Annotated in this window: 20 protein-coding genes; 16 read left to right on the top strand and 4 right to left on the bottom strand. The window is 70.6% G+C overall.

The window, feature by feature from the left end; all coding sequences use genetic code 11:
• Window position 1: 1 nt before the first annotated feature.
• The 8 genes from ACZ79I_RS01710 to ACZ79I_RS01675 all read left to right on the top strand — a co-directional run bounded on the left by ACZ79I_RS01710 (window position 2) and on the right by ACZ79I_RS01675 (window position 6,295).
• Window positions 2-964 (top strand): electron transfer flavoprotein subunit alpha/FixB family protein, encoded by a 963-nt coding sequence (locus ACZ79I_RS01710; RefSeq protein WP_471493372.1) that lies wholly within the window; start codon window positions 2-4, stop codon window positions 962-964.
• A complete protein-coding gene (locus ACZ79I_RS01705) occupies window positions 961-3,180 on the top strand; it encodes a (Fe-S)-binding protein (RefSeq protein ID WP_471493370.1) in 2,220 nt (739 codons plus the stop codon). Before ACZ79I_RS01710 ends, ACZ79I_RS01705 begins: the two co-directional genes overlap by 4 nt.
• Before the next feature lie 5 nt (window positions 3,181-3,185).
• Window positions 3,186-3,617 (top strand): hypothetical protein, encoded by a 432-nt coding sequence (locus ACZ79I_RS01700; RefSeq protein WP_471493369.1) that lies wholly within the window; start codon window positions 3,186-3,188, stop codon window positions 3,615-3,617.
• A gap of 282 nt (window positions 3,618-3,899) precedes the next feature.
• A complete protein-coding gene (gene gcvH, locus ACZ79I_RS01695; RefSeq protein WP_471493367.1) occupies window positions 3,900-4,340 on the top strand; it encodes a glycine cleavage system protein GcvH in 441 nt (146 codons plus the stop codon).
• Between the two features lie 6 nt (window positions 4,341-4,346).
• On the top strand, window positions 4,347-4,802 hold the full coding sequence (locus tag ACZ79I_RS01690) for a biotin/lipoyl attachment domain-containing protein (RefSeq protein WP_471493365.1): 456 nt from the start codon (window positions 4,347-4,349) through the stop codon (window positions 4,800-4,802).
• Between the two features lie 28 nt (window positions 4,803-4,830).
• Window positions 4,831-4,968 carry a hypothetical protein gene (locus tag ACZ79I_RS01685; protein WP_471493363.1) on the top strand — a complete coding sequence of 46 codons (138 nt, stop codon included), beginning with the start codon at window positions 4,831-4,833 and terminating at the stop codon, window positions 4,966-4,968.
• 96 nt (window positions 4,969-5,064) lie between these two features.
• Window positions 5,065-5,574, top strand: coding sequence for a DsrE/DsrF/DrsH-like family protein (locus ACZ79I_RS01680; RefSeq protein WP_471493361.1), 510 nt, complete (start codon window positions 5,065-5,067; stop codon window positions 5,572-5,574).
• A gap of 88 nt (window positions 5,575-5,662) precedes the next feature.
• Window positions 5,663-6,295, top strand: coding sequence for a Rieske (2Fe-2S) protein (locus ACZ79I_RS01675; protein WP_471493360.1), 633 nt, complete (start codon window positions 5,663-5,665; stop codon window positions 6,293-6,295).
• Window positions 6,296-6,908: 613 nt separating this feature from the next.
• Here the strand turns inward: ACZ79I_RS01675 and ACZ79I_RS01670 are convergent.
• Window positions 6,909-8,030: an Mrp/NBP35 family ATP-binding protein gene (locus ACZ79I_RS01670; RefSeq protein WP_471493359.1), complete on the bottom strand. Its 1,122-nt coding sequence runs from the start codon at window positions 8,028-8,030 to the stop codon at window positions 6,909-6,911.
• Window positions 8,027-8,272, bottom strand: coding sequence for a hypothetical protein (locus ACZ79I_RS01665; RefSeq protein ID WP_471493357.1), 246 nt, complete (start codon window positions 8,270-8,272; stop codon window positions 8,027-8,029). The genes ACZ79I_RS01670 and ACZ79I_RS01665 overlap by 4 nt, the downstream gene beginning before the upstream one ends.
• A gap of 202 nt (window positions 8,273-8,474) precedes the next feature.
• On the opposite strand from ACZ79I_RS01665, the gene ACZ79I_RS01660 reads away from it, so the two are divergent.
• The 5 genes from ACZ79I_RS01660 (at window position 8,475) to ACZ79I_RS01640 (ending at window position 14,026) form a co-directional block, all read left to right on the top strand.
• Complete coding sequence (locus tag ACZ79I_RS01660) at window positions 8,475-9,290, top strand: SDR family oxidoreductase (RefSeq protein ID WP_471493355.1); 816 nt, start codon at window positions 8,475-8,477, stop codon at window positions 9,288-9,290.
• Complete coding sequence (locus tag ACZ79I_RS01655; protein ID WP_471493354.1) at window positions 9,277-10,239, top strand: ACP S-malonyltransferase; 963 nt, start codon at window positions 9,277-9,279, stop codon at window positions 10,237-10,239. The genes ACZ79I_RS01660 and ACZ79I_RS01655 overlap by 14 nt, the downstream gene beginning before the upstream one ends.
• Before the next feature lie 138 nt (window positions 10,240-10,377).
• A complete protein-coding gene (locus ACZ79I_RS01650; RefSeq protein WP_471493352.1) occupies window positions 10,378-10,836 on the top strand; it encodes a thioredoxin family protein in 459 nt (152 codons plus the stop codon).
• A gap of 152 nt (window positions 10,837-10,988) precedes the next feature.
• Window positions 10,989-11,780, top strand: coding sequence for an SDR family oxidoreductase (locus ACZ79I_RS01645; protein ID WP_471493350.1), 792 nt, complete (start codon window positions 10,989-10,991; stop codon window positions 11,778-11,780).
• A gap of 80 nt (window positions 11,781-11,860) precedes the next feature.
• The gene (locus ACZ79I_RS01640; RefSeq protein ID WP_471493348.1) at window positions 11,861-14,026 is read left to right on the top strand and encodes a SpoIIE family protein phosphatase; all 2,166 of its coding nucleotides are present in this window, start codon (window positions 11,861-11,863) and stop codon (window positions 14,024-14,026) included.
• A 39-nt stretch (window positions 14,027-14,065) separates the two neighbouring features.
• On the opposite strand, the gene ACZ79I_RS01635 is transcribed toward ACZ79I_RS01640, so the two are convergent.
• Window positions 14,066-14,656: a TetR/AcrR family transcriptional regulator gene (locus tag ACZ79I_RS01635; protein ID WP_471493346.1), complete on the bottom strand. Its 591-nt coding sequence runs from the start codon at window positions 14,654-14,656 to the stop codon at window positions 14,066-14,068.
• Between the two features lie 161 nt (window positions 14,657-14,817).
• Here ACZ79I_RS01635 and ACZ79I_RS01630 point away from each other — a divergent pair, with 161 nt between their 5' ends.
• A complete protein-coding gene (locus ACZ79I_RS01630) occupies window positions 14,818-15,837 on the top strand; it encodes an aldo/keto reductase (protein ID WP_471493344.1) in 1,020 nt (339 codons plus the stop codon).
• 216 nt (window positions 15,838-16,053) lie between these two features.
• Window positions 16,054-16,929, top strand: coding sequence for an LLM class flavin-dependent oxidoreductase (locus ACZ79I_RS01625; protein WP_471493343.1), 876 nt, complete (start codon window positions 16,054-16,056; stop codon window positions 16,927-16,929).
• A 9-nt stretch (window positions 16,930-16,938) separates the two neighbouring features.
• On the opposite strand, the gene ACZ79I_RS01620 is transcribed toward ACZ79I_RS01625, so the two are convergent.
• Window positions 16,939-17,457, bottom strand: coding sequence for an NUDIX hydrolase (locus ACZ79I_RS01620; protein WP_471493341.1), 519 nt, complete (start codon window positions 17,455-17,457; stop codon window positions 16,939-16,941).
• Between the two features lie 280 nt (window positions 17,458-17,737).
• Between ACZ79I_RS01620 and ACZ79I_RS01615 the strand changes: the two genes are divergently transcribed.
• Complete coding sequence (locus ACZ79I_RS01615; protein ID WP_471493339.1) at window positions 17,738-19,018, top strand: S8 family peptidase; 1,281 nt, start codon at window positions 17,738-17,740, stop codon at window positions 19,016-19,018.
• The last annotated feature ends 56 nt before the right edge of the window (window positions 19,019-19,074 follow it).

Here is a 19,074-nt window from a genome sequence, read left to right as displayed (position 1 = left end):
CATGAGTGGCAACGTTCTTGTGCTCGCCGAGCACACCGGCGGGCAGATCGCCGAGATCACCCACGAGCTCCTGGGCAAGGCCAAGGAACTCGCGGCCGGCTGGGGCGGCACGGCGGAGGTGGCCGTGTTCGGACCCGCCGACCTGAGCTCACAGCTCGAAGGCGCCGACGCCGTCGTCTCCATCGACCACCCCGCGCTGGCGGAGTACGTGCCCGAGGCGTACGAGGCCGCACTGCGGCATGTGCTGCGGGAGCGCTCACCGCGCCTGCTGCTGCTGTCCAACGCCACGATCGGCCTGGACCTGGGTGCCGCGCTGTCCGTCCTGTGGGAGGCCCCGCTGGCCGCCTACGTCACCGACCTCAAGGCCGAGGGGGACGCGGTCGTCGCCACCTCTCAGATCCTGGGCGGCAAGGTGCTCGCCGAGGTCGAGATCACCGGCGAGCGCGGCATCTGCACCGTCGTGGGCGGCAGCTTCCCGTCCGCGGCGGGCCAGGAGGCCGGCGCCCACGAGGTCGTACAGGTCCCGGCCCCCGACGAGTTCGGCGGCCTGGCCACGACCCTGCGGCAGGTCCTCGAACCGCAGGGCGGCGACGTCAACATCACGGCGGCCGACGTCCTGGTGTCGGCCGGGCGCGGCATCGAGTCGCAGGAGAACCTGGAGCTGGTGCAGGAACTCGCCGACGCGCTGGGTGCCCCGCTGTCGGCCTCGCGGCCGGTCATCGACTCCGGCTGGCTGCCCAAGACCCGTCAGGTCGGCAAGTCCGGCCTCAAGGTCAAGCCGAAGGCGTACCTCGCGTTCGGGATCTCCGGCGCACCCGAGCACCTCGAGGGCATGCGCAACGCCGAACTGATCATCGCGTGCAACACGGACGAGAACGCGCCGATCTTCGACGTCGCGCACTTCGGCACCACCGAGGACCTGTTCGACCTGGTTCCCGCACTGGCCGAAAGGGTTCAGGGGTGACCGTGGCGTCATCGGACATGCCCGTCACGGCGGCGGAGGAGACCCGGGAGGTCTTCCAGGGCTTCTCCGCCGTGGGCGAGATCGCGTTCTACGTCCTGGCCTTCGTCACCATGGGCGTGTTCTTCTGGGGTTTCTGGCGGCGGGTGCGCAAGTACCGCCGCGGCCGGGCGGCAGGCAGAAAGGCCGTCCTGTGGCAGTCCCTGGTCAGCAGGCCCGCGAAGGGCGTCGGGCACCGTGAGGACAACTGGTCGGTCGGTGCGGTCGCCACCAACTCCTCGGTGTTCCGCAGGGACCGGGCAGCGGGCATCGCGCACTTCTTCATCTTCTGGGGCTTCATCACCCTGTTCATCGGAACGGTCATCCTGACGATCGACTTCGACATCGTCCGGAAGGCCGGGACGCTGTTCCTGGGGCACGAGGTCAGCTTCTTCAAGGGCACCTTCTACCTGGTGTACTCGGTCGTTCTCGACACGATGGGGTTCACCGCGGTACTGGGCCTGGCGTACATGGCGCTGCGCCGCGGCGTCAGGCGGCCCGCCAAGCTGGACTACACCCGTGCGGAGAAGCCGGAAGGCGGCTATTCCCGGGCAAGGATCGTCGCGGGGGACTGGGCGTTCATCTACCTGTTCGGGGGGATCCTGGTCACCGGCTACCTGCTGGAGGCGTTCCGGATCCTGGGGAGCCACTTCCCCGCCTTCGAGGTGTGGTCGCCGCTGGGCTGGCTGCTCGCCCGGGGGTTCGAAGCGGCGGGCATGTCGTCCTCCACGGCCGAGACGGCGCACCTGGCCGACTGGTGGGTGCACTCGCTGCTGGCCCTGGGGTTCGTGGTGTACATCCCCTTCTCCAAGGCCATGCACATGATCGTGGACGGTGTGAACCTGCTGGTGCACGACCGGTCCACGGCCAGAAGGCTGCCCGCGCCCCCCGAGGACGCGGAGCACGTCGGGTACAAGGAGATCTCCGACTTCACCTGGAAGGAACTCCTCGACCTCGACGCGTGCACCAAGTGCGGCCGCTGTCACGAGGTGTGCCCGGCCCGTACCGCGGGTGCACCGCTCTCGCCCAGGGACCTGATCCTGGACCTGCGGCAGTGGGCGGACACCCAGTCGTCCGGCATCACGCTGCTCGACCGGGAGACCCGTGCGGATGCCACCGGCCCGCTGGCCACCGGTGCGGACACCGCCCTCGCCGGCGATGTCGTCAAGGCCCAGACGCTGTGGTCCTGCACGACGTGCATGCACTGCGTCGAGGTCTGCCCGGTGGGCATCGAGCATGTGCCGACCATCGTCCAGCTGCGTCGCGGGCTGGTCGACGAAGGCACGATGGACGCCACCCTGCAGCAGACCCTGCAGAACCTGTCGAAGCAGGGCAACTCGTTCGGCAAGTCGGCGCGGATGCGGTCGCGGTGGACCAAGGGCCTCGACTTCAAGATCAAGGATGCGCGCAAGGAGCCCGTGAAGTACCTGTGGTTCGTAGGCGACTTCGCGAGCTTCGACGACCGGCTGCAGGGCAACTCGCAGGCGCTGGCGTCGATCCTCCACGACGCGGACGTCGACTTCGGGCTGCTCTACGAGGGTGAGCGCAACGCGGGCAACGACGTGCGGCGCGTGGGCGAGGAAGGTCTCTTCGAGATGCTCGCCGACCAGAACATCGCGTCGCTGGAAGCGGCGCAGTTCCAGGAGATCTTCACCACGGACCCGCACTCGCTCAACACCCTGCGCAACGAGTACCCCGAGCGCGGTGCGACGTACACGGTGTGGCACTACACGGAGCTGCTGGCCGACCTGGTCGAGTCCGGTGCCCTCAAGGTCGAGCCGCTCGGCTACCGGGTGACGTACCACGACCCGTGCTACCTCGCCCGCTACAACGGCGTCGTGGACGCGCCGCGGCGGCTGCTGAAGGCGCTCGGCTGCGAACTCGTCGAGATGCCCCGCAACCGTGCGGACACCTTCTGCTGCGGCGCCGGCGGCGGTCGCATCTGGATGGACGACTCCATGCTGGACGAACGGCCGAGTGAGAACCGGATCCGTGAGGCCGTGCGGGTCGGGGTCGACAAGTTCATCGTGTCCTGTCCGAAGGACATGACCATGTTCTCGGACGCGGTGAAGACCACCGGCAACGAGGACGCGATGACGGTGCTCGACATCATCCAACTGGTCAAGGAGGCGCAGCTGAAGCCGGCGTCGCCGGGCGTACCCGAAGTCGCCGGGGTGTGAGGCCCGTGAGTCCGGAGACGATCGGGGCCGACATCGGCAGGCGGTTGCAGACCCTGGCCGTCACGCTGCGCCGCTACGACGGTTTCGTGTTCCGGTCCTGGGAGGCCGCCGGGCCCGCGGACGGCCGGCTCCCGGAGGACGACGTGTCGGTCGCGGCCGCGGCCCTGGTGCGGCGGGCCCTGCGCGTGGCCTGCGATCCGGAGGGCTGGAAGGTGCTCGCCCGGCTGCGCGAGGGAGAAGCCACGACCGTGGAACTCGGCGCGGTGCTCGCCTGTCCGCGGATCGTCGCCTGGGAGAAGGTGAACGATCTGCTGCAGGCGGGCCTGGCCGGCAGGGAACTTGACGGAGACCGTGTGGCGATCACCGCGGCCGGCGAGGGGATCCTCGAACTGGTCGAGGGGATCGCGGACGCGGCGGCGACAGCGGTGAAGGCATGAAGTGCCCGTGGTGTGAGTTCGACGGCACCGTCCGGGGTCTGCACGCGCATCTCGGTGACCAGCACCGCGATGCCGTCCAGACCACGGAACGGCGGGGCAACCACTTCTACGAGGTGACGTGCCCGGTGTGCGGAGACCGGTACGAGCACAGTCTCCGGAAAGGGAAACGCGACCCGACGTTTCTCGAGGAATTCGATCGCGAAATCCGCATGGTCGCACTCGACATGCTCGTCCATCACCTGATGGCAGAACACGAAGTCACAGAAAACAGGAGCCCGAGCGGTGGCACTGGTCAAGAAATGTAACCTCCCCGACGATCTGTACTACCTCGTCGAGCGGCATGTGTGGGCCCGTCAGGAGGACGGCCTGGTCGTCGTCGGAATGACCGACGTGGCGCAGAACCTCGCCAAGACGATCATCTCGGTGACGCTGAAGGGCGCCGGGAAGACCGTCAGGAAGGGACGCAACGTCGCGACGGTGGAAAGCGGCAAATGGGTCGGCCCGGTGCCGGCACCGGTGTCCGGAGAGATCGTCGAGGTCAATCAGACACTGGTCAGCTCGCCCAGCCTGATCAACAGCGATCCCTACCAGGCGGGCTGGGTCGCGAAGATCCGCGCCGCCGACTGGGAGACCGACTCGGCCGACCTGGTCACGGGAGCGGCGGGCCTGGAGGCGTACCAGAGCTTTCTCGATGCCGAGGGAATCGTCTGCGACGGAGGCTGACGGGCAATGACCGACCAGGTCTGGTACGGATGCGCGGTGCCGGACGACCTCCTGTACGACGTGGGGATGAACGTCTGGGTACGGGCCGAGGGCGACGAGGTCGTCCTCGGCATGACCGATGTGGCGCAGACGATGGGCGGCCGGATGGTCCAGATCACCTGGCGGCGCGTGGGGAGGACCTTCACCCGGGGCCGGCCTCTCGCGGTCATCGAGAGCGCCAAGTGGGTCGGCCCCTTCCCGACCCCGCTGACCGGGGAACTGCTGGCGATCAACGAAGCGGCGTTCGAGGAGGACATCGCGGTGGCCAACAGGGACCCGTACGGCGCCGGCTGGATGGCGCGGCTGCGGCCGTCGCACATGGAGGACGAGCGGTCTCGTCTTGTCGACGGCCGCACCGCGTTCGAGCAGTACAAGGCGTTCATCGCCGAACACGACATCCGGTGCTACCGCTGCGCGAATTGAGCGGAGCCGCAGAAGAAGGGAGACGCCGATGGGCGCCGTTCCGGAAGGACCGGGAGACCGCCGGGTCCGTGTATCGAGGTTCTGGGTCTTCCTCGCCGTCGTCTTCGTCGGATACCTCGTGTTCCGCGTGGCACAGGGGGTGAGCTGGCTGGTGGAGCATGCCTGAACCTCACCACCCCGGAGTGTTTGTCAGGGAACCCCGCACACGCGGGTGGTTCCGCGGATCAGCTTTGTCCACCAGAGAGAACCTGGAAGGTGTGAAATGGCCGAGGGCATGGTGCCTGGCATGGAGGAGCAGCCGAAGAGGCTTGCCATGGTCTGTTGGAGCAGCGACCTTGACCGGGTGTGGCCGACCTTGATTCTGGCCACCACGGCGGCTGCCTCCGATGTCGAGGTGGACATCTTCTTCACCTTCTGGGGCCTGCGGGTCCTGCAGCGCAACGACAGACGGATCACCGGTACCAACTGGATGCAGAAGGGCGAGTCCCTGGTGGACCGGGGCGGCACGGACCACCTCAAACTGGGGAAGATCCATTTCGGCGGCGCCGGCACCAAGATGATCAAAAAGCTGGCGAACGACTACAAGGTGGCCAGCCCGACGGAGCTGATGGAGATGGCCATGGCCATCGGCGTCCGGATGCACCCCTGCCAGATGACCATGGATCTGTACGGTCTGAAGTCGTCGGACTTCATCGACGGCCTGCAGCCGTCGCTGGGAGCCGCCAGCTTCATCGACATGGCCGCCAAGGCGGACATCCAGCTCTTCATCTGACACCGCCGTCGAACGGCTCTACCGTACGGAAGAGGTTGCGGCCTTGGTATCCGAAAGCAGCCCTCTGGTCCCCACCATGGTGCTCGCCATGGGGAGCACCGCTCTGGCGTCCCGGCTCGGCCGGATCGCGGACGAGCGGAACCTGTCCGTGTCCCGGACGGAACCCGTGGAAGGGCAGCCGGAGGTGGCCGTTCTCGACATCGACGAGCCCGACGCCATGCAGATCGTACGCGGATGGCGTGGCCGCTGGCCGGATTCACTGATCGCAGGCTTCTCGGCGGTACCCGATCCCGGCCGGTGGGTCGAGGCGCAGCGCGCCGGATGCGACCTCGTGGTCAACCGCGGCGCGCTTCCCCTGCGCCTGGCGGCGCGGTTGGCCGAGCAGGACGCCGAAGGGCGGGGCGCGCGACGGTTCGTGCTGTTCGAGGCGGCCGACGCCGCCGGGCGTCTCGGCCTGGTCTTCCGGACCGGCGACTCGCCGGTCGGGCCGCTCGCCGTGTACCGGCTGGGCGGTCGGCTGTACGCGGTGGCGGACCGCTGCCCGCACGCGGGTGCGGCCCTGTCCCGGGGCGAGGTCGAGGGCACGGTGGTGACATGCCCCGGCCACGGCAGTCAGTTCGACCTCTGCACCGGCGAGCGGGTGCGCGGGCCGTCCGACACCGACATCGACACGTTCACCCTCGTCCAGGAAGGAGGACAGGTCTTCCTGGTGCTGCGTTGACCGGTGACCGGCCACGTCGGGCCCCGGGGCCGGCTGTCCGCTCCACGACAGCCGGCCCTCCGGTGTGCGGTGGCCGCACGACCGCGCCCGGTCGCGCGGTGATGCGGAGGACCGGTGCCGTCCGTACGGTGCGGGGGACCAAGGCGCAGGACTCCGCGGGCCGCAGAGGGCGGCTGCGGCGGATCGGGTGCCGGACCTGCCGCAGCGGGACACTCACGGGGCCGCCTCCGCGGACCGGGGACCGCGCGGTCCCGATGGGCCACCGGCCGTGGCGGAACACCACCGGCCCCGAGGGCCGGTGCCGGACACGGCCCGGCGGGCCGGTGCTCCTCCGCGGCCGGTCGCGCCGCAGGGCGTGCGCGACCGGCCGCGTGACGCTGGTTCACCTCTCGGTGTGCGGCGACGCACCCGTCCCGGAGGACGTGACGGACGGTGCGGGCGCGTGTCGTGATCCGCTCACGCTCCCGTCCGCCGCCAGGCGCGGCCGATCGGGCCCGGCGCGGCTCCCGGCACGGCGCCAACGGCCGGCGGACGGCAAGACTTCGCCGTCGGCCGGCCGTTCCGTGTCAGGCGAGGCGCGCCGGCAGGCATCTTCCGGCCGGAACCGCCGGCGCTATCCGCAGCCGCACCCGCGGGCTTCGGTCCCGGTGGTGAGCAACGGCAGAGCCCGCCGGATACGTGGTGACCGCTTGACGACGGTGTGCGCCAGCTCGGTGAACCTCTTGGTGGTCGTGGAGTCCGGGTGCGCGATGACCGCCGGTGCGCCGTCGCCTCCGGCCGCGCTCACCGCCGGGTCCAGCGGAATACGGCCGATCAGCGGTGTGTCGAGCAGTTCGGCCAGCCGCTCGCCGCCGCCCTTGCCGAAGAACTCGTGCTCGTGGCCGCAGCCGTCGCAGACGAAGCCCGCCATGTTCTCCACGATGCCCACGAGATTCATCCCCGTCTTGGTCATCATCCGCCCGGCGCGCAGCGCGACCCGCTCGGCGGTTTCGTGCGGGGTGGTGACCAGCAGGAAGTCGGCGCGGGGGAGGAACTGTGCCAGCGAGATGGACACATCCCCCGTGCCCGGCGGCATGTCGATCACCAGGTAGTCGCGGTCGTCCCAGTGCACGTCGCCGAGCAGCTGCTCCAGGGCCTTGTGCAGCATGGGCCCCCGCCATACCACCGGGCCGTCCTCGGGCACGAAGTTGCCCATGGACAGGACGGAGAGCCCATGGGACTCCAGCGGCATGATGAGGTCGCCGACCACCGTGGGCCGCCCGGTGGCGTCGAGCATCTGCGGCACGGAGAAGCCCCAGATGTCGGCGTCGAGCAGGCCGACCCGGTGCCCGAGCGCGGAGAGGGAGGCAGCGAGGTTGACGGCGACGGTCGACTTGCCGACACCGCCCTTGCCGCTGCCCACCGCGATGATGCGGGTACGGGACTCGGCGTCGCCCACGCGCGGCACTTTCACCCGGACGTCGCCGATGACGCGCGAGCGCTCCTCCTCGGTCATGGCGGTCAGTTCCACGAGGACCGCGGTCACTTCGGGACAGGCCGCACGCACCTTCTGCGGCACCTCGCGCTCGAAATACTCCCGCAGGGGGCATCCGGCGATCGTGAGCGCCAGACGCACGGTCACCTCGGTGCCCTCGATGATGATCTCGCGCACCATGCCCAGGTCGACGACGGACCGGTGCAGTTCCGGGTCGTCGACACCGCGCAGTGCCTCAAGGACGTCGTCGCGGTCGGTCACTGTGACCCACCGCCCGAGGCGGCGCCGGACAGTCGTGCGGCCGCGCGGAGCACGGCGCTGTTGCGGCTCGCGAGTTCGGCGAGCCGGTCGGCATCGGAGCTGTGGAACAGGCGCAGTCCGGCGATCCGTTCGTCGCCGTGCCACACCTGGCCGCGCAGTCCGCTCGGATCGGGAAACAGAAGCAAAGTGAACGAGACGCCGCCCACTTCGAGTGCCACTTCCTGCGGGGTGGTCGACAACATCTGACCTCTTTCCTCGGAGGCGGTTGCGGCGTGACCGGCGACGGACGCGTATTCGCGTGTTCGCGGGCACTGTCTAAATGCGTCTACGCGCATATGCTTATATGCGCAGACGCTAGCATCGCGGATAGGTGGCAGCAAGGCATGTGACGAGCCGTCCCTTGTCGTCCGCCGCGACGCTGCACCCGTCGGTTGTGGAGGGTTCATGGGAGAGGACTTGGCCGGCCGGATCGCCCTGGTGACGGGGGGAGCGCACGGGGTCGGTCGCGCGGTGGTCGATCAACTCGCCGAACGTGGTGCCCATGTGGTCATCAACTACCTGCGGGCCGGAGCCGCGGCGCAGCAGGCGCTGCGGGAACTGGCCGACCGGGGGCTGTCCGCCGAGTTGCTCCGGTGCAGCGTGGCCCGCCAGGACCAGGTCGGCCGGATGTTCGAGACGATCGCCGCCCGCCACGGCCGCCTGGACATTCTGATCAACAACGCCGCTTCCGGTGCGTTCGGGATGCTGGGCGACCTCACCGACAAGGACTGGACACGTGCGCTGGACACCAATCTGCGCGGCACCCTGTGGTGTTCGCAGCAGGGAGCGGCCCTGATGCCCGAAGGCGGAGCGATCGTCAACCTGTCCTCGCTCGGGGCCGGCACGGCGCCTCCCGGGTACGCGGCCGTGGGGACGTCGAAGGCCGCGGTCGAAGCCCTCACCCGCTACCTGGCCGTGGAGTACGCGCCGCGGGGCGTCCGTGTCAATGCCGCCTCCGCCGGCCCGCTCGACGGCGATGCCGTCCGGCAGTACGCGCCGCGGGCATCCGCCTGGGAGACGATGCGCGCCGCGACACCTCTCGGACGGTTCGGCACGGAGCGGGAATTGGCGGGGGTCGTCGTGTTCCTCGCCTCGCCCGCGGCCAGTTGGATCACCGGCCAGGTGATCGTCGCCGACGGCGGCCTGTCGCTCATGGCCGCGCCCTTCGCCGGAGCCGTGGCTCCCGCCGCAGCGAACGGAGTGGCCCATGGGCACGCGTGAAGAGGGAAGCGCCGTCTCGGTGATCGACGGTGCGCCGCCGGCGGTCCATGCGGGCCGGCGCTCGCCCGGCATCGCCTTCGCCGGTCAGGGAGTGCGGGCCGACGCCATCAGGGCCGTCCTGCACGCCCACCGGGAGCACCCCCTGGTCGACGCGATGCTGGCCGGGCTGGGCTCGTCCGCGGTCGATGAGCTCGACCTGACGGACATCAGGGTGTCGACCGCGGCGACCTACGTCGCCGGTCTGGTCGCGGCGTACAGCCGGTTCGGCCCTGCCGCGGACGTGCCGGTCGTCGTGGGGCACAGCCTCGGGGAGATCACGGCCCTCGTCTACGCCCGCGCTGTCCGCCCGGAGGACGGCCTGCGGCTCGTCCTCGCCCGGGGGCGGATCTGCCACGCCGAGCAACTCCGCCGGCCCGGCGCGATGATCGCCGTCATCGGGCTCGACCTCGCGGCCGCAGACCGGTTGCGCCGGCAGGTGTCTGCCGAAGGGCACGGCGTGCTGGAGATCGCAGGGATCAACGGCAGCCGGCAGATCGTGCTCTCCGGGGAGCCGGCCGCCGTGGCATCGGTTGCCGCGCGCCTGGAGACCTCGTCGGCCCGGGGGGTGCTGCTTCCGATCGGCGGTGGGTTCCACTCCTCGCTCATGGCCGGAGCCCTGCCCCACTGGCGGCGCGAGCTGCGGTCGCTCGACATCCGCCCGAGCCGGGTCACCGTCGTCTCCTGTATCGACTCCCGCCCCCACCGTGATCCGGAGGCGTTCCGCGCCCTGCTGGAGTCGGCCCTGGTGCGGCCGGTGCTCTGGCCGGACACCCTGGAGGCGGTACGGGGGCTGGGTGTCGAGCAACTGTGGGAGGCGGGCCCGGGCCGGGTCCTGGGCTCGCTCGCCCGCCGCGGCTGTGCGGTCGAGTTCGTCGACGGCCCCGCACCGCGGGGAACTCGCGACGGGTAGTTGTCGGGGGGCGATCGGTGGTCTAGATTCCCCTTTCGAATACCCCCTGGGGTATTCGAAAGTGTCCGTGCGGTGATGCTCACGGCCCCGGGGCAGCCCGTACGGCCGGCAGAGGCGCCTCGTGAAGGGGAGGTCGGGGTGACGACCATAGAGTTGACGTACGACAACTTCGCCGAGGTCGGCTCGAGTGCTGACACCATGGTGATCGGCTTCTCGTCCCCGCACTGCCGGCCCTGTGCCGTCTTCGCATCCCTCTTCGAGCGGGTCTCCGACCGCCATGACGACATGGTGTTCGCCGCGGTGGACGTCACCGAGCAGTCCAGGCTGGCCGATGCCTTCGGGGTCGCCTCGGTGCCGAACCTGATGATCGTGCGGGATCGTATCGTGCTCTACACGCAACCCGGCACGCTGCCCGAGCGCGTCCTGGAAAGCCTTTTGGACAAGGTCAGCGCCGTGGACATGGACGACCTCCGCCGCCGGATGACGGCTCGCGGGCCGTCTCCCGCGGAGCGCCGTGCGCCGCCGGGGGAGAGGATTCCCGGGGCGAAGCGGCGCGCCCGCCGGTCATGCCGAGGGCCGGACCGGCGCGGTGGATGACGCCGGCTCCGATCCCCGCGCCGCCGGCGGCGAGGGCGCCGGCCGCTGCGGCCGCGATCTCCCCCGGCGGCCCGGCCGTCCTCTGCCCCCGCCGCCGGTCCGGCGGTGTCCCGCGGCTGTTGTCTGACGGTCCGTCATGAGACGGTGTGCGGATGAGGTCGCGGTACGGACTGGAGGGCAGGGCCGCCATCGTCACGGGTGCCTCGCGCGGCATCGGACGGGCGGTCGCCGAGGCGCTGGCGGGGGCCGGTGCACGGGTGTGTGTGAGTGCCCGGGACCCGGACGCGGTACGACGCGTCGCCGGGGAACTCGGTGGCGTCGGGCTCGCGGGCAGTGTCGCCGACCCGGCTCATCTGCGGGAGCTCGCCGAGCTCGGCCTGAGCGCTCTCGGACGGATCGACATCGTCGTCAACAACGCCGCGACCAATCAGCCCTACGGGCCGCTCATGGAGGCCGCGCCCGACCGCTGGCGCGAAGCGTTCACCGTCAATGTGGAGGCCCCGCTGCGGCTCGTGCAGTGCGCCTGGCACGCCTGGATGCGTGAACACGGCGGCGCTGTGGTCAACATCTGCACCGAGGGCGCCGCACACGTGGGTCCGAACGTGGGGGCGTACGGGACCAGCAAGGCCGCCCTGCTGCACCTCACCCAGCAGCTCGCGGGTGAGCTGGCCCCGAAGGTGCGGGTCAACTCGGTCTCGCCCGGCCTCGTCCGCACGGAGATGGCCCGCTTCCTCTGGGAGGGCGGAGAGGGTGCCATCGCCGCGGGCCTTCCGCTCGGCCGCATCGGAGAGCCCGAGGACGTCGCCCGGGCCGTGCTCTGGCTCGTCTCGGAGGAAGCGGAGTGGATCACCGGTGCGGACCTGCTGGTCGACGGCGGGACCAGGGTGAGGGCGACCGGCAGGGAGCGCCACGGCTCCGGGGGCGCGACTGCATCAACAACTTGAAATGCATTGCTCGGAAGTGTTAAGTGAGGCGTGGGTGTATATGCCCGTTACGCCCGTTCCTCTTCGGGTGGTCGTCTCAGATGCCAGGCAAGATCACGGGAGACGCGAACGCGGCGCTGATGCGCCGCGTGCTGGACGGGCTGCTGCTCGACGCCATGCGACAGGTGGATGCGCACGGCGGAGCGCTCTATCTCGTGGAGCCCCATGGCCAGGTGCTGTGCATGGAGGTGGGGACGGGGGTGCCGCCACGGTTCGCCGAACCCGTGGCGCGGCTGAGGCTTCCGGCGGCCTCGGGTTCGGAGTCGGCCGGCGATCCCGTGGTCGATGCGGTGCGAGCGCGACGTATGGTCTGGATCGGTCCGGAACAGGATCTCGCCCGCAGATATCCGAAGGCGGCCCTGGTGTTCCCGCACCGGTTCGCGATGGCCGTGGTTCCGCTCATCACCGGCGGCACGCCGCGCGGTGCCCTGCTGCTGGTCTGGCCTCCCCAGCGGTCCGCCCGCCCCGGCCGGGCCGAGCTCGCGCGGATCACGGCGGCCGGCGAGAGCCTGGCGTGGGTGGTGCACCGCGCCGCCGAGGCCGGACTGCGGCCCTCGGCGCGGCCTCGTCTGCTGATCCCCTCGGGGACCGAACCGACCAGGCCGGCCGCCCGGACCGCGGCGGCGTTCGTCGATCGGCTTCCCGAAGGCCATTGCGCCCTGGACCCGGACGGCCGGATCACGTTCGTCGACCGCAGGGCGGCCGAATTGCTGGGCAGGAACTCTGCGCAGTTGACGGGCCGGCGCCCCTGGGAGACCGTGCCGTGGCTGAAGGACCCTCTGTACGAGCACCGGTACCGGGAAGCCGTGTTCAGCCAGCGGCCGACGTCCTTCACCGCCGTGCAGCCCCTGGGCCGGGCCCTGCTCTTCCAGCTCTACCCGGACCCTTCGGGGGTCAGCGTCCGTATCGTGCCCGCCCGCGCCGGTCGGTCCGCTCGCCGTGACCGGCCGCTCGGCGGCACGCCGGAAGGGGCGCCCGGCCGGCTCGGGACCATCCACCATCTGCTGTACCTGGCCAGCGGCCTCAGCGAGGCCGTCCGGGTGCGCGACGTCGTCGACCTGCTGGCCGACCGCTTCCTGCTCGCGTTCGGCGCCCAGGCCGTGGCCCTGCTCGTGACCGATGCCGGGCGCATGCGGGTCATCGGGCATCGGGGCTTCCCCGACGACGTCGTCGCCCTCATCGACGGTACGCCGCTGACCTCGCGCACTCCGGGTGTGCTGGGGCTCACCGCCGGCGTCCCGTCCTTCTTCGCCTCCCGGGAAGAGCTGCGCCGGTCCTGCCCCGAGCGAGCGGCCCTGCCCGACGGCATGGCGGCCTGGGCCTTCCTCCCGTTGACCGTGTCGGGGCGCACCATCGGAACCTGCGTGTTCGGCTACGACCGGCCGCACCCGTTCAGTGCCGAGGAGCGAGGCTTCCTCATCTCGCTCAGCAGCCTGATCGCCCAGGCCCTGGACCGTGCGCGGCTCTACGACGCACGGCACCGACTCGCCCACGGCCTGCAGTCCAGTCTGATGCCGCAGACACTGCCGCGTGTCCCGGGCCTGGACGTGGCCGCCCGCTATCTGCCGGCCGGCCACGGCATGGACATCGGCGGCGACTTCTACGACGTGATCCGCACCGGCACCGCCGACGTCGCCGCCGTCATCGGCGACGTCGAGGGCCACAGCGTCGCGGCCAGCGCCCACATGGGCCGGGTCCGCACGACCACTCACGCCTACGCCGTCGCCGGCTCGCCGCCCGGCGAGGTCCTCGCCCGGACGAACCGGCTGCTCACCGAGCTCGACCCCGCGCTGCTCACCAGTTGCCTGTACGTACACATCGACCTCGCCCGCCACCGCGCCCACCTGGCCACCGCCGGCCACTGCCCTCCGCTGCTGTGCCGCCCCGGCCGGCGTGCCGAGATCCTCGGGATACCTCCCGGGCTGCTGCTGGGGATCGAGCCCACGGCCGTCTACCCGACCACGGAGATCACCTTTCCCGTCGGCACCGTGCTCGTGCTGTACACCGACGGGCTCGTCGAAGCCCCCGGCACCGACACGGACGCCGTGACCGCCGCGCTCACCGACACCCTCTCCCGGCGCGCGGGACCCCTCGACGCCCTCGCCGACCGGCTCATCGCACGAGCCCAGCCGTCGAACGAGCGCACAGACGACACCGCCCTGCTCCTCCTGCGCTCCACGGCGGCCCGCGGCCGGGGGGCGGCCTGACTTCGGAACGCACCGGCGCGCCGGCGCGGGCCGGCCGGGTCAGCGCGGTCGACGGAGCCCTGCGACGAGGAGCTCGACCAGCCGACGTGCGTCGTAGCGGGGATCGCTGTCCGCGCCGATGCACAGGTTTCCGACGCCGCGCAGGAGCGCGTAGGCGTCCAGGCCGGATCGGATCTCGCCGGAATCCGCTGCGGCGCCCAGCAGTTGGGTGCACACGGGCAGGAGCCGGTCGAGGAAGTAGGCGTGCAGCGTGTCGAAGCCGGCGCTGTCGGACTGCAGCACGGCGGCGAGCCCGTGCTTGGTGACCAGGAAGTCGACGAAGAGGTCGATCCATTGCCGCAGTGCGGCGTACGGAGTGGCGCTGCTCGCCAGCAGGGCGGGGCCGGCCTCGGCGCATGCCTCCACCTGGTGCCGGTAGACGGCGATGATCAGGTCCGCTCGTGTCGGGAAGTGGCGGTAGATCGTAGCCGTCCCGACGCCGGCCTCGGCCGCGATGTCGCGCACGGGCGCTTCGACGCCTGACGTGACGAAGATCGCGGCGGCCGCGTCCAGCAGGGTCTTCTCGTTGCGCCGGGCGTCCGCCCGCCTGGGCCGTGCCGCACGCCCCGCAGTCTCGCCGTCGTCCTTCACCGCACCGATCCTTCCACTACCGCGTTTGCTAAACGGGACACGGTTCCGTATCGTCAAACGGGACGCGGTTCCGTTTGCCCATGATGCCAGAGCAGAGGGCCGACGAGCCATGCAATGCCGCCACGCTTCACCCCCTTCACCCGCGATGGAGGAACACGGTCATGCAGTACCGCACCTTGGGCCGCACCGGTGTACAGGTCAGCACGCTCGCGCTCGGCGCGATGAACTTCGGCGCGATCGGACGCACCACCCAGGACGAGGCCACCGCCCTCGTCGACGCCGCTCTCGAGGCCGGGATCAATCTCATCGACACCGCCGACATGTACGGCGGCGGAGAGTCGGAAGAGATGGTCGGCAAGGCGATCGCCGGCCGCCGCGACGACATCGTGCTGGCCACAAAGGCGGGCATGCCCATGAGTGACGAGCGCAACCACCAGGGCAGCTCGCGCCGTTGGCTGGTCACCGAACTGGATGCCAGCCTGCGCCGGCTCGGTGTCGACCACGTCGACCTCTACCAGATCCACCGGTGGGACCCCACCACCGGCGACGAGGAGACGCTGTCGGCCCTGACAGACCTGCAACGCGCGGGAAAGATCCGCTGCTTCGGCTCCTCGACGTTCCCCGCACACCGCATCGTGCAGGCCCAATGGGCCGCCCGGGAACACCACGTGAGCCGTTACGTCACCGAACAGCCCAGCTACTCGATCCTGCAGCGCGGAATCGAGTCCCATGTGCTGCCCGTGACCGAGCAGTACGGACTCGGTGTGCTGGTGTGGAGCCCGCTGGCCTCCGGGTGGCTGTCGGGCGCGGTCCGTGAGGGCCGGGACGTCACCACCAACCGCTCGACGTTCATGCCGCAACGCTTCGACACCACCATCCCCGCCAACCGGGCCAGGCTCGACGCCGTCGAGCGGTTGGCCGGGGTCGCCGAGGAGGCCGGTCTGACCATGATCCAGCTCGCGCTCGGATTCGTGACCGCGCACCCCGCCGTGACCACCGCGCTGATCGGTCCCCGCACGCTGGAGCATCTGCGCTCGCACCTCGCCGCCGCCGACACCGTGCTCTCCGCCGACGTGCTCGACGCGATCGACGCGATCGTCGCTCCCGGCACCGACCTGGCCGCGCACGAGAAGTACGACACCCCGCCCGCGCTGCTCGACCCGTCACTGCGACGCCGCTGATCGTCCGAGGGCGGCTCCCCACCTCCTCCGGCGGCTCCCGGATCCGCGGGAATCCCGCAGACGCCGGCCGGAAGCCGTTCTCCGGCGCGCTCGGCGGCCCCGGGACGGACGTACCGCACCGACTCCCGCACCCTTCCGCAGACATGTTCCGTGTGAAGCCCGGCAGTACGTCCGGTTCGGCGCCGCCGGTGCGGAACGGAGAGGACCAAGGACTCCATGTCACACCCACCCCGGCCTCGCTTCGGCATCATGACCGCCCCCTCGCAGGTCGATTACCACGACGTCCTGCGAGTCTGGCGCGAGGCGGACGCGATCCCGGAGATCGAGCATGCCTGGTTGTTCGACCACCTCATGCCCATCGGCGGCCCCCCGGACGGCCCGGCCTACGAAGGCTGGACACTGCTGTCGGCCCTCGCCGCCCACACCCGACGACTGCGGCTCGGCGTGCTGGTGACCAGTAACCGCTTCCGGCCACCCGCCCTGCTGGCCAAGATCGCCACGACCGTCGACATCGTCTCCGGCGGACGGCTGGACTTCGGCATCGGTGTCGGCTCGCGCCCCAGCCACCCCCTGGCCCGGCGCGAGTACGAAGCACACGGCCTCCCCTTCCACGACACCGCCCATGCGGTGGGGAGCCTCGCCGAAGCCTGCACGGTGATCCGGCGGTTGTGGACCGAGCCCGAACCGTTCGACTTCCACGGCGCCTACGTCCGGCTCACCGGGGCGTACGGCAACCCCAAACCAGTCCAGCGCCCGCATCCGCCGATCCTGATCGGCGGACGTTCCTCCGCGACGCTGCGCGTGGTCGCCGAGCACGCCGACGTCTGGAACATCCCGGGCGGTGACATCGACGACGCCGTCGGCCGCAGCGCACTGCTGGACCGCTACTGCGCCGAGACCGGCCGCGACCCCGCCTCGGTCACCCGCTCGATCCATCTGCCCGTCTCCTACGACCAGCCCGGCCTGACCCGGAACGCGATCGGCGACGCGCTCGAAGCCGGCTTCCGGCACATCGTCCTCGGACTGCCCGCGCCCTACCCGGCCGGCACAGCACGGTGGGTCACGGACGAACTCATCAGTACGTCGGCCTGACAGGCCACTTCAAGCTCCGGCCGTCCCGTGGCGGGTGCTCGGCGGCGGGTTGCGGCTGAGTTCTGCGAGGCAGGCGTCCAGCGGCTGCAGTGGCCCCGGCAAAGCCTCCCGAAGGTCCCACCACCGGATGGCCTCGATCTCGTCGTTGGGCCGGAACGACCGTGCGACGTCGGCAGCCCGGCCCGTGAACAGGGCGCCGTATTCGGCGCGCCGGTCAGGCGCGAGGGCGAAGCTCGCGAAGCCGACGAAGCGGAGCCGTCCGTCGGGCACATGGCCGGTCTCCTCCAGCAGTTCGCGCGTGGCCGCCCGGCGGGGTGTCTCGCCCGGGTCGATCCGTCCGCCCGGCAGTTCCCAGGTCCGCCGGAACCGGTTGAAGGCCATCAGGACGCGATGGCCGCGCCACAGGGCCACCAGTGCAACGGGCAGAGGCGCATCACCTGGCGGCCTGTCTTCCGCTCCCACGGCGAAGGAGACCAGGGCGTTGCCGCGATCGTCGACGGCAAGCGGGGGAGGGGGAGGAGCAGCCACCTCGACATGATGCCCGCCCCGCTCCGGCGAACGTCCGGCTCGTATGTCTTCGATGGCGAAGTGAAGGACGGCCAGTTCGAAGGGGCGGAGGAGGAAACGTTACGGCAAGCAGGTCGCACGGCCACACGGCTGACAGGCGGTTGAAAATCACGCGTCGCCGGTTTTCGGCCGTTGCCCTCTGCCGCGGACCTGCTAGCAGTAGAGACCGCAGAAATGCGGACATCCCACGCATCACGGTTGAGCTGTCTCGTCGCTCCGACGTTCTTCAGAAAGGTCCAGGATGCCCAACATCTTTGGCGCGACCCTCCTTGCGCTGGCTCTGGCAGCCGGTACAGCGGGCACCGCCGCCACGTCGACCGCGGCCGGGTCCCCGCCGGCAGCCACCACGGCGGCGGTCAAGGCCGACAAGATCCCCGGGCGGTACATCGTTGCACTCAAGGAGACCACCAAGGACGCGGGCGACCAGGTGACGGCGGCGGTCGAGCACGCCTCCACCATGGGCGCCGTGGTGCACGACGTCTATCGCCACGCCCTCCACGGCTACGTGGCGTCGATGAGTTCACGCACCGCGGCCGCGCTCGCCAAGGACCCGCAGGTGCAGTCGGTGCAGCAGGACCAGTGGGTCCACGCCACAGGTCAGGTGGTTCCGACCGGTGTGGACCGGGTCGATGCCGACCTCAGCCCGACCGCGGCCATCGACGGTGCGGACACTCGCGTCGATGCGGATGTGGCCGTCATCGACACCGGGATCGATCCGAACCACCCGGACCTCAATGTGTACCGCGCCGGAGGGAAGAACTGCTGGATGCCCCTTCTGCCGCCCTCCGACCTGCACGGGCACGGCACCCATGTGGCGGGCACCATCGGCGCCCTGGACAACGGGACCGGCGTCGTCGGCGTGGCGCCGGGAGTCCGGCTGTGGCCGGTGCAGGTGCTCAGCCCCTTCGGTGTCGGAAGCACCTCGAGCGTCATCTGCGGCATCGACTACGTCACCCAGAACGCCGACCGCATCGACGTGGCCAATCTGAGTCTGGGCAGCGCCGGCACCGACGACGGCAACTGCGGCAGAACCAATGGCGACGCCCTGCACCAGGCGATCTGCAACTCGGTCGCCAGCGGTGTCACCTACACCGTGGCAGCCGGCAACGACCACGCCGACGCGGCGCAGACCGTGCCCGCCGCATACGACGAAGTGATCACCGTCAGCGCCCTGGCCGACTTCGACGGGAAACCCGGCGGCCTCGGCCGGTCGACGTGCCGCACCGACCAGGACGACACCTTCGCCGACTTCTCGAACTACGGCCCGGACGTCGACCTGATCGCACCGGGAGTATGCATCCGCTCGACGTACCTCAACGGCGGCTACGCCACCATGTCCGGCACGTCCATGGCCGCTCCCCATGTGGCCGGCGGTGCGGCGCTGTACCGGGCCACCCACCCCACCGCGTCCCCCCAGACGGTCAAGTCCGCTCTGCAGTCGGCGGGCAGCCTGGACTGGATCTGGCCGTCGCAGGACGGGGACGCCGTCAAGGAGCCCCTCCTCGGGGTCTCCGCGTTCTGACGGTTCCCGGCGGGCCGGGCCGGCCCGCCGGGGCCGGGGGAGCGGGCGGCCGAGCA

It is taken from the genome of Streptomyces sp. PSU-S4-23 (genome assembly GCF_055632315.1).
This window is presented reverse-complemented; position numbering and strand designations above follow the sequence as displayed.

What these genes read in the sequence shown, in the direction of transcription:
- ACZ79I_RS01710 (WP_471493372.1), top strand. Translation starts at nt 2, where the DNA reads ATGAGTGGCAACGTTCTTGTGCTCGCCGAGCACACCGGCGGGCAGATC.
- ACZ79I_RS01675 (WP_471493360.1), top strand. Translation starts at nt 5,663, where the DNA reads ATGGGGAGCACCGCTCTGGCGTCCCGGCTCGGCCGGATCGCGGACGAG.
- ACZ79I_RS01680 (WP_471493361.1), top strand. Translation starts at nt 5,065, where the DNA reads ATGGCCGAGGGCATGGTGCCTGGCATGGAGGAGCAGCCGAAGAGGCTT.
- ACZ79I_RS01615 (WP_471493339.1), top strand. Translation starts at nt 17,738, where the DNA reads ATGCCCAACATCTTTGGCGCGACCCTCCTTGCGCTGGCTCTGGCAGCC.
- ACZ79I_RS01690 (WP_471493365.1), top strand. Translation starts at nt 4,347, where the DNA reads ATGACCGACCAGGTCTGGTACGGATGCGCGGTGCCGGACGACCTCCTG.
- ACZ79I_RS01685 (WP_471493363.1), top strand. Translation starts at nt 4,831, where the DNA reads ATGGGCGCCGTTCCGGAAGGACCGGGAGACCGCCGGGTCCGTGTATCG.
- ACZ79I_RS01655 (WP_471493354.1), top strand. Translation starts at nt 9,277, where the DNA reads ATGGGCACGCGTGAAGAGGGAAGCGCCGTCTCGGTGATCGACGGTGCG.
- ACZ79I_RS01645 (WP_471493350.1), top strand. Translation starts at nt 10,989, where the DNA reads ATGAGGTCGCGGTACGGACTGGAGGGCAGGGCCGCCATCGTCACGGGT.
- ACZ79I_RS01630 (WP_471493344.1), top strand. Translation starts at nt 14,818, where the DNA reads ATGCAGTACCGCACCTTGGGCCGCACCGGTGTACAGGTCAGCACGCTC.
- ACZ79I_RS01625 (WP_471493343.1), top strand. Translation starts at nt 16,054, where the DNA reads ATGTCACACCCACCCCGGCCTCGCTTCGGCATCATGACCGCCCCCTCG.
- ACZ79I_RS01660 (WP_471493355.1), top strand. Translation starts at nt 8,475, where the DNA reads ATGGGAGAGGACTTGGCCGGCCGGATCGCCCTGGTGACGGGGGGAGCG.
- ACZ79I_RS01640 (WP_471493348.1), top strand. Translation starts at nt 11,861, where the DNA reads ATGCCAGGCAAGATCACGGGAGACGCGAACGCGGCGCTGATGCGCCGC.
- ACZ79I_RS01665 (WP_471493357.1), bottom strand. Translation starts at nt 8,272, where the DNA reads ATGTTGTCGACCACCCCGCAGGAAGTGGCACTCGAAGTGGGCGGCGTC.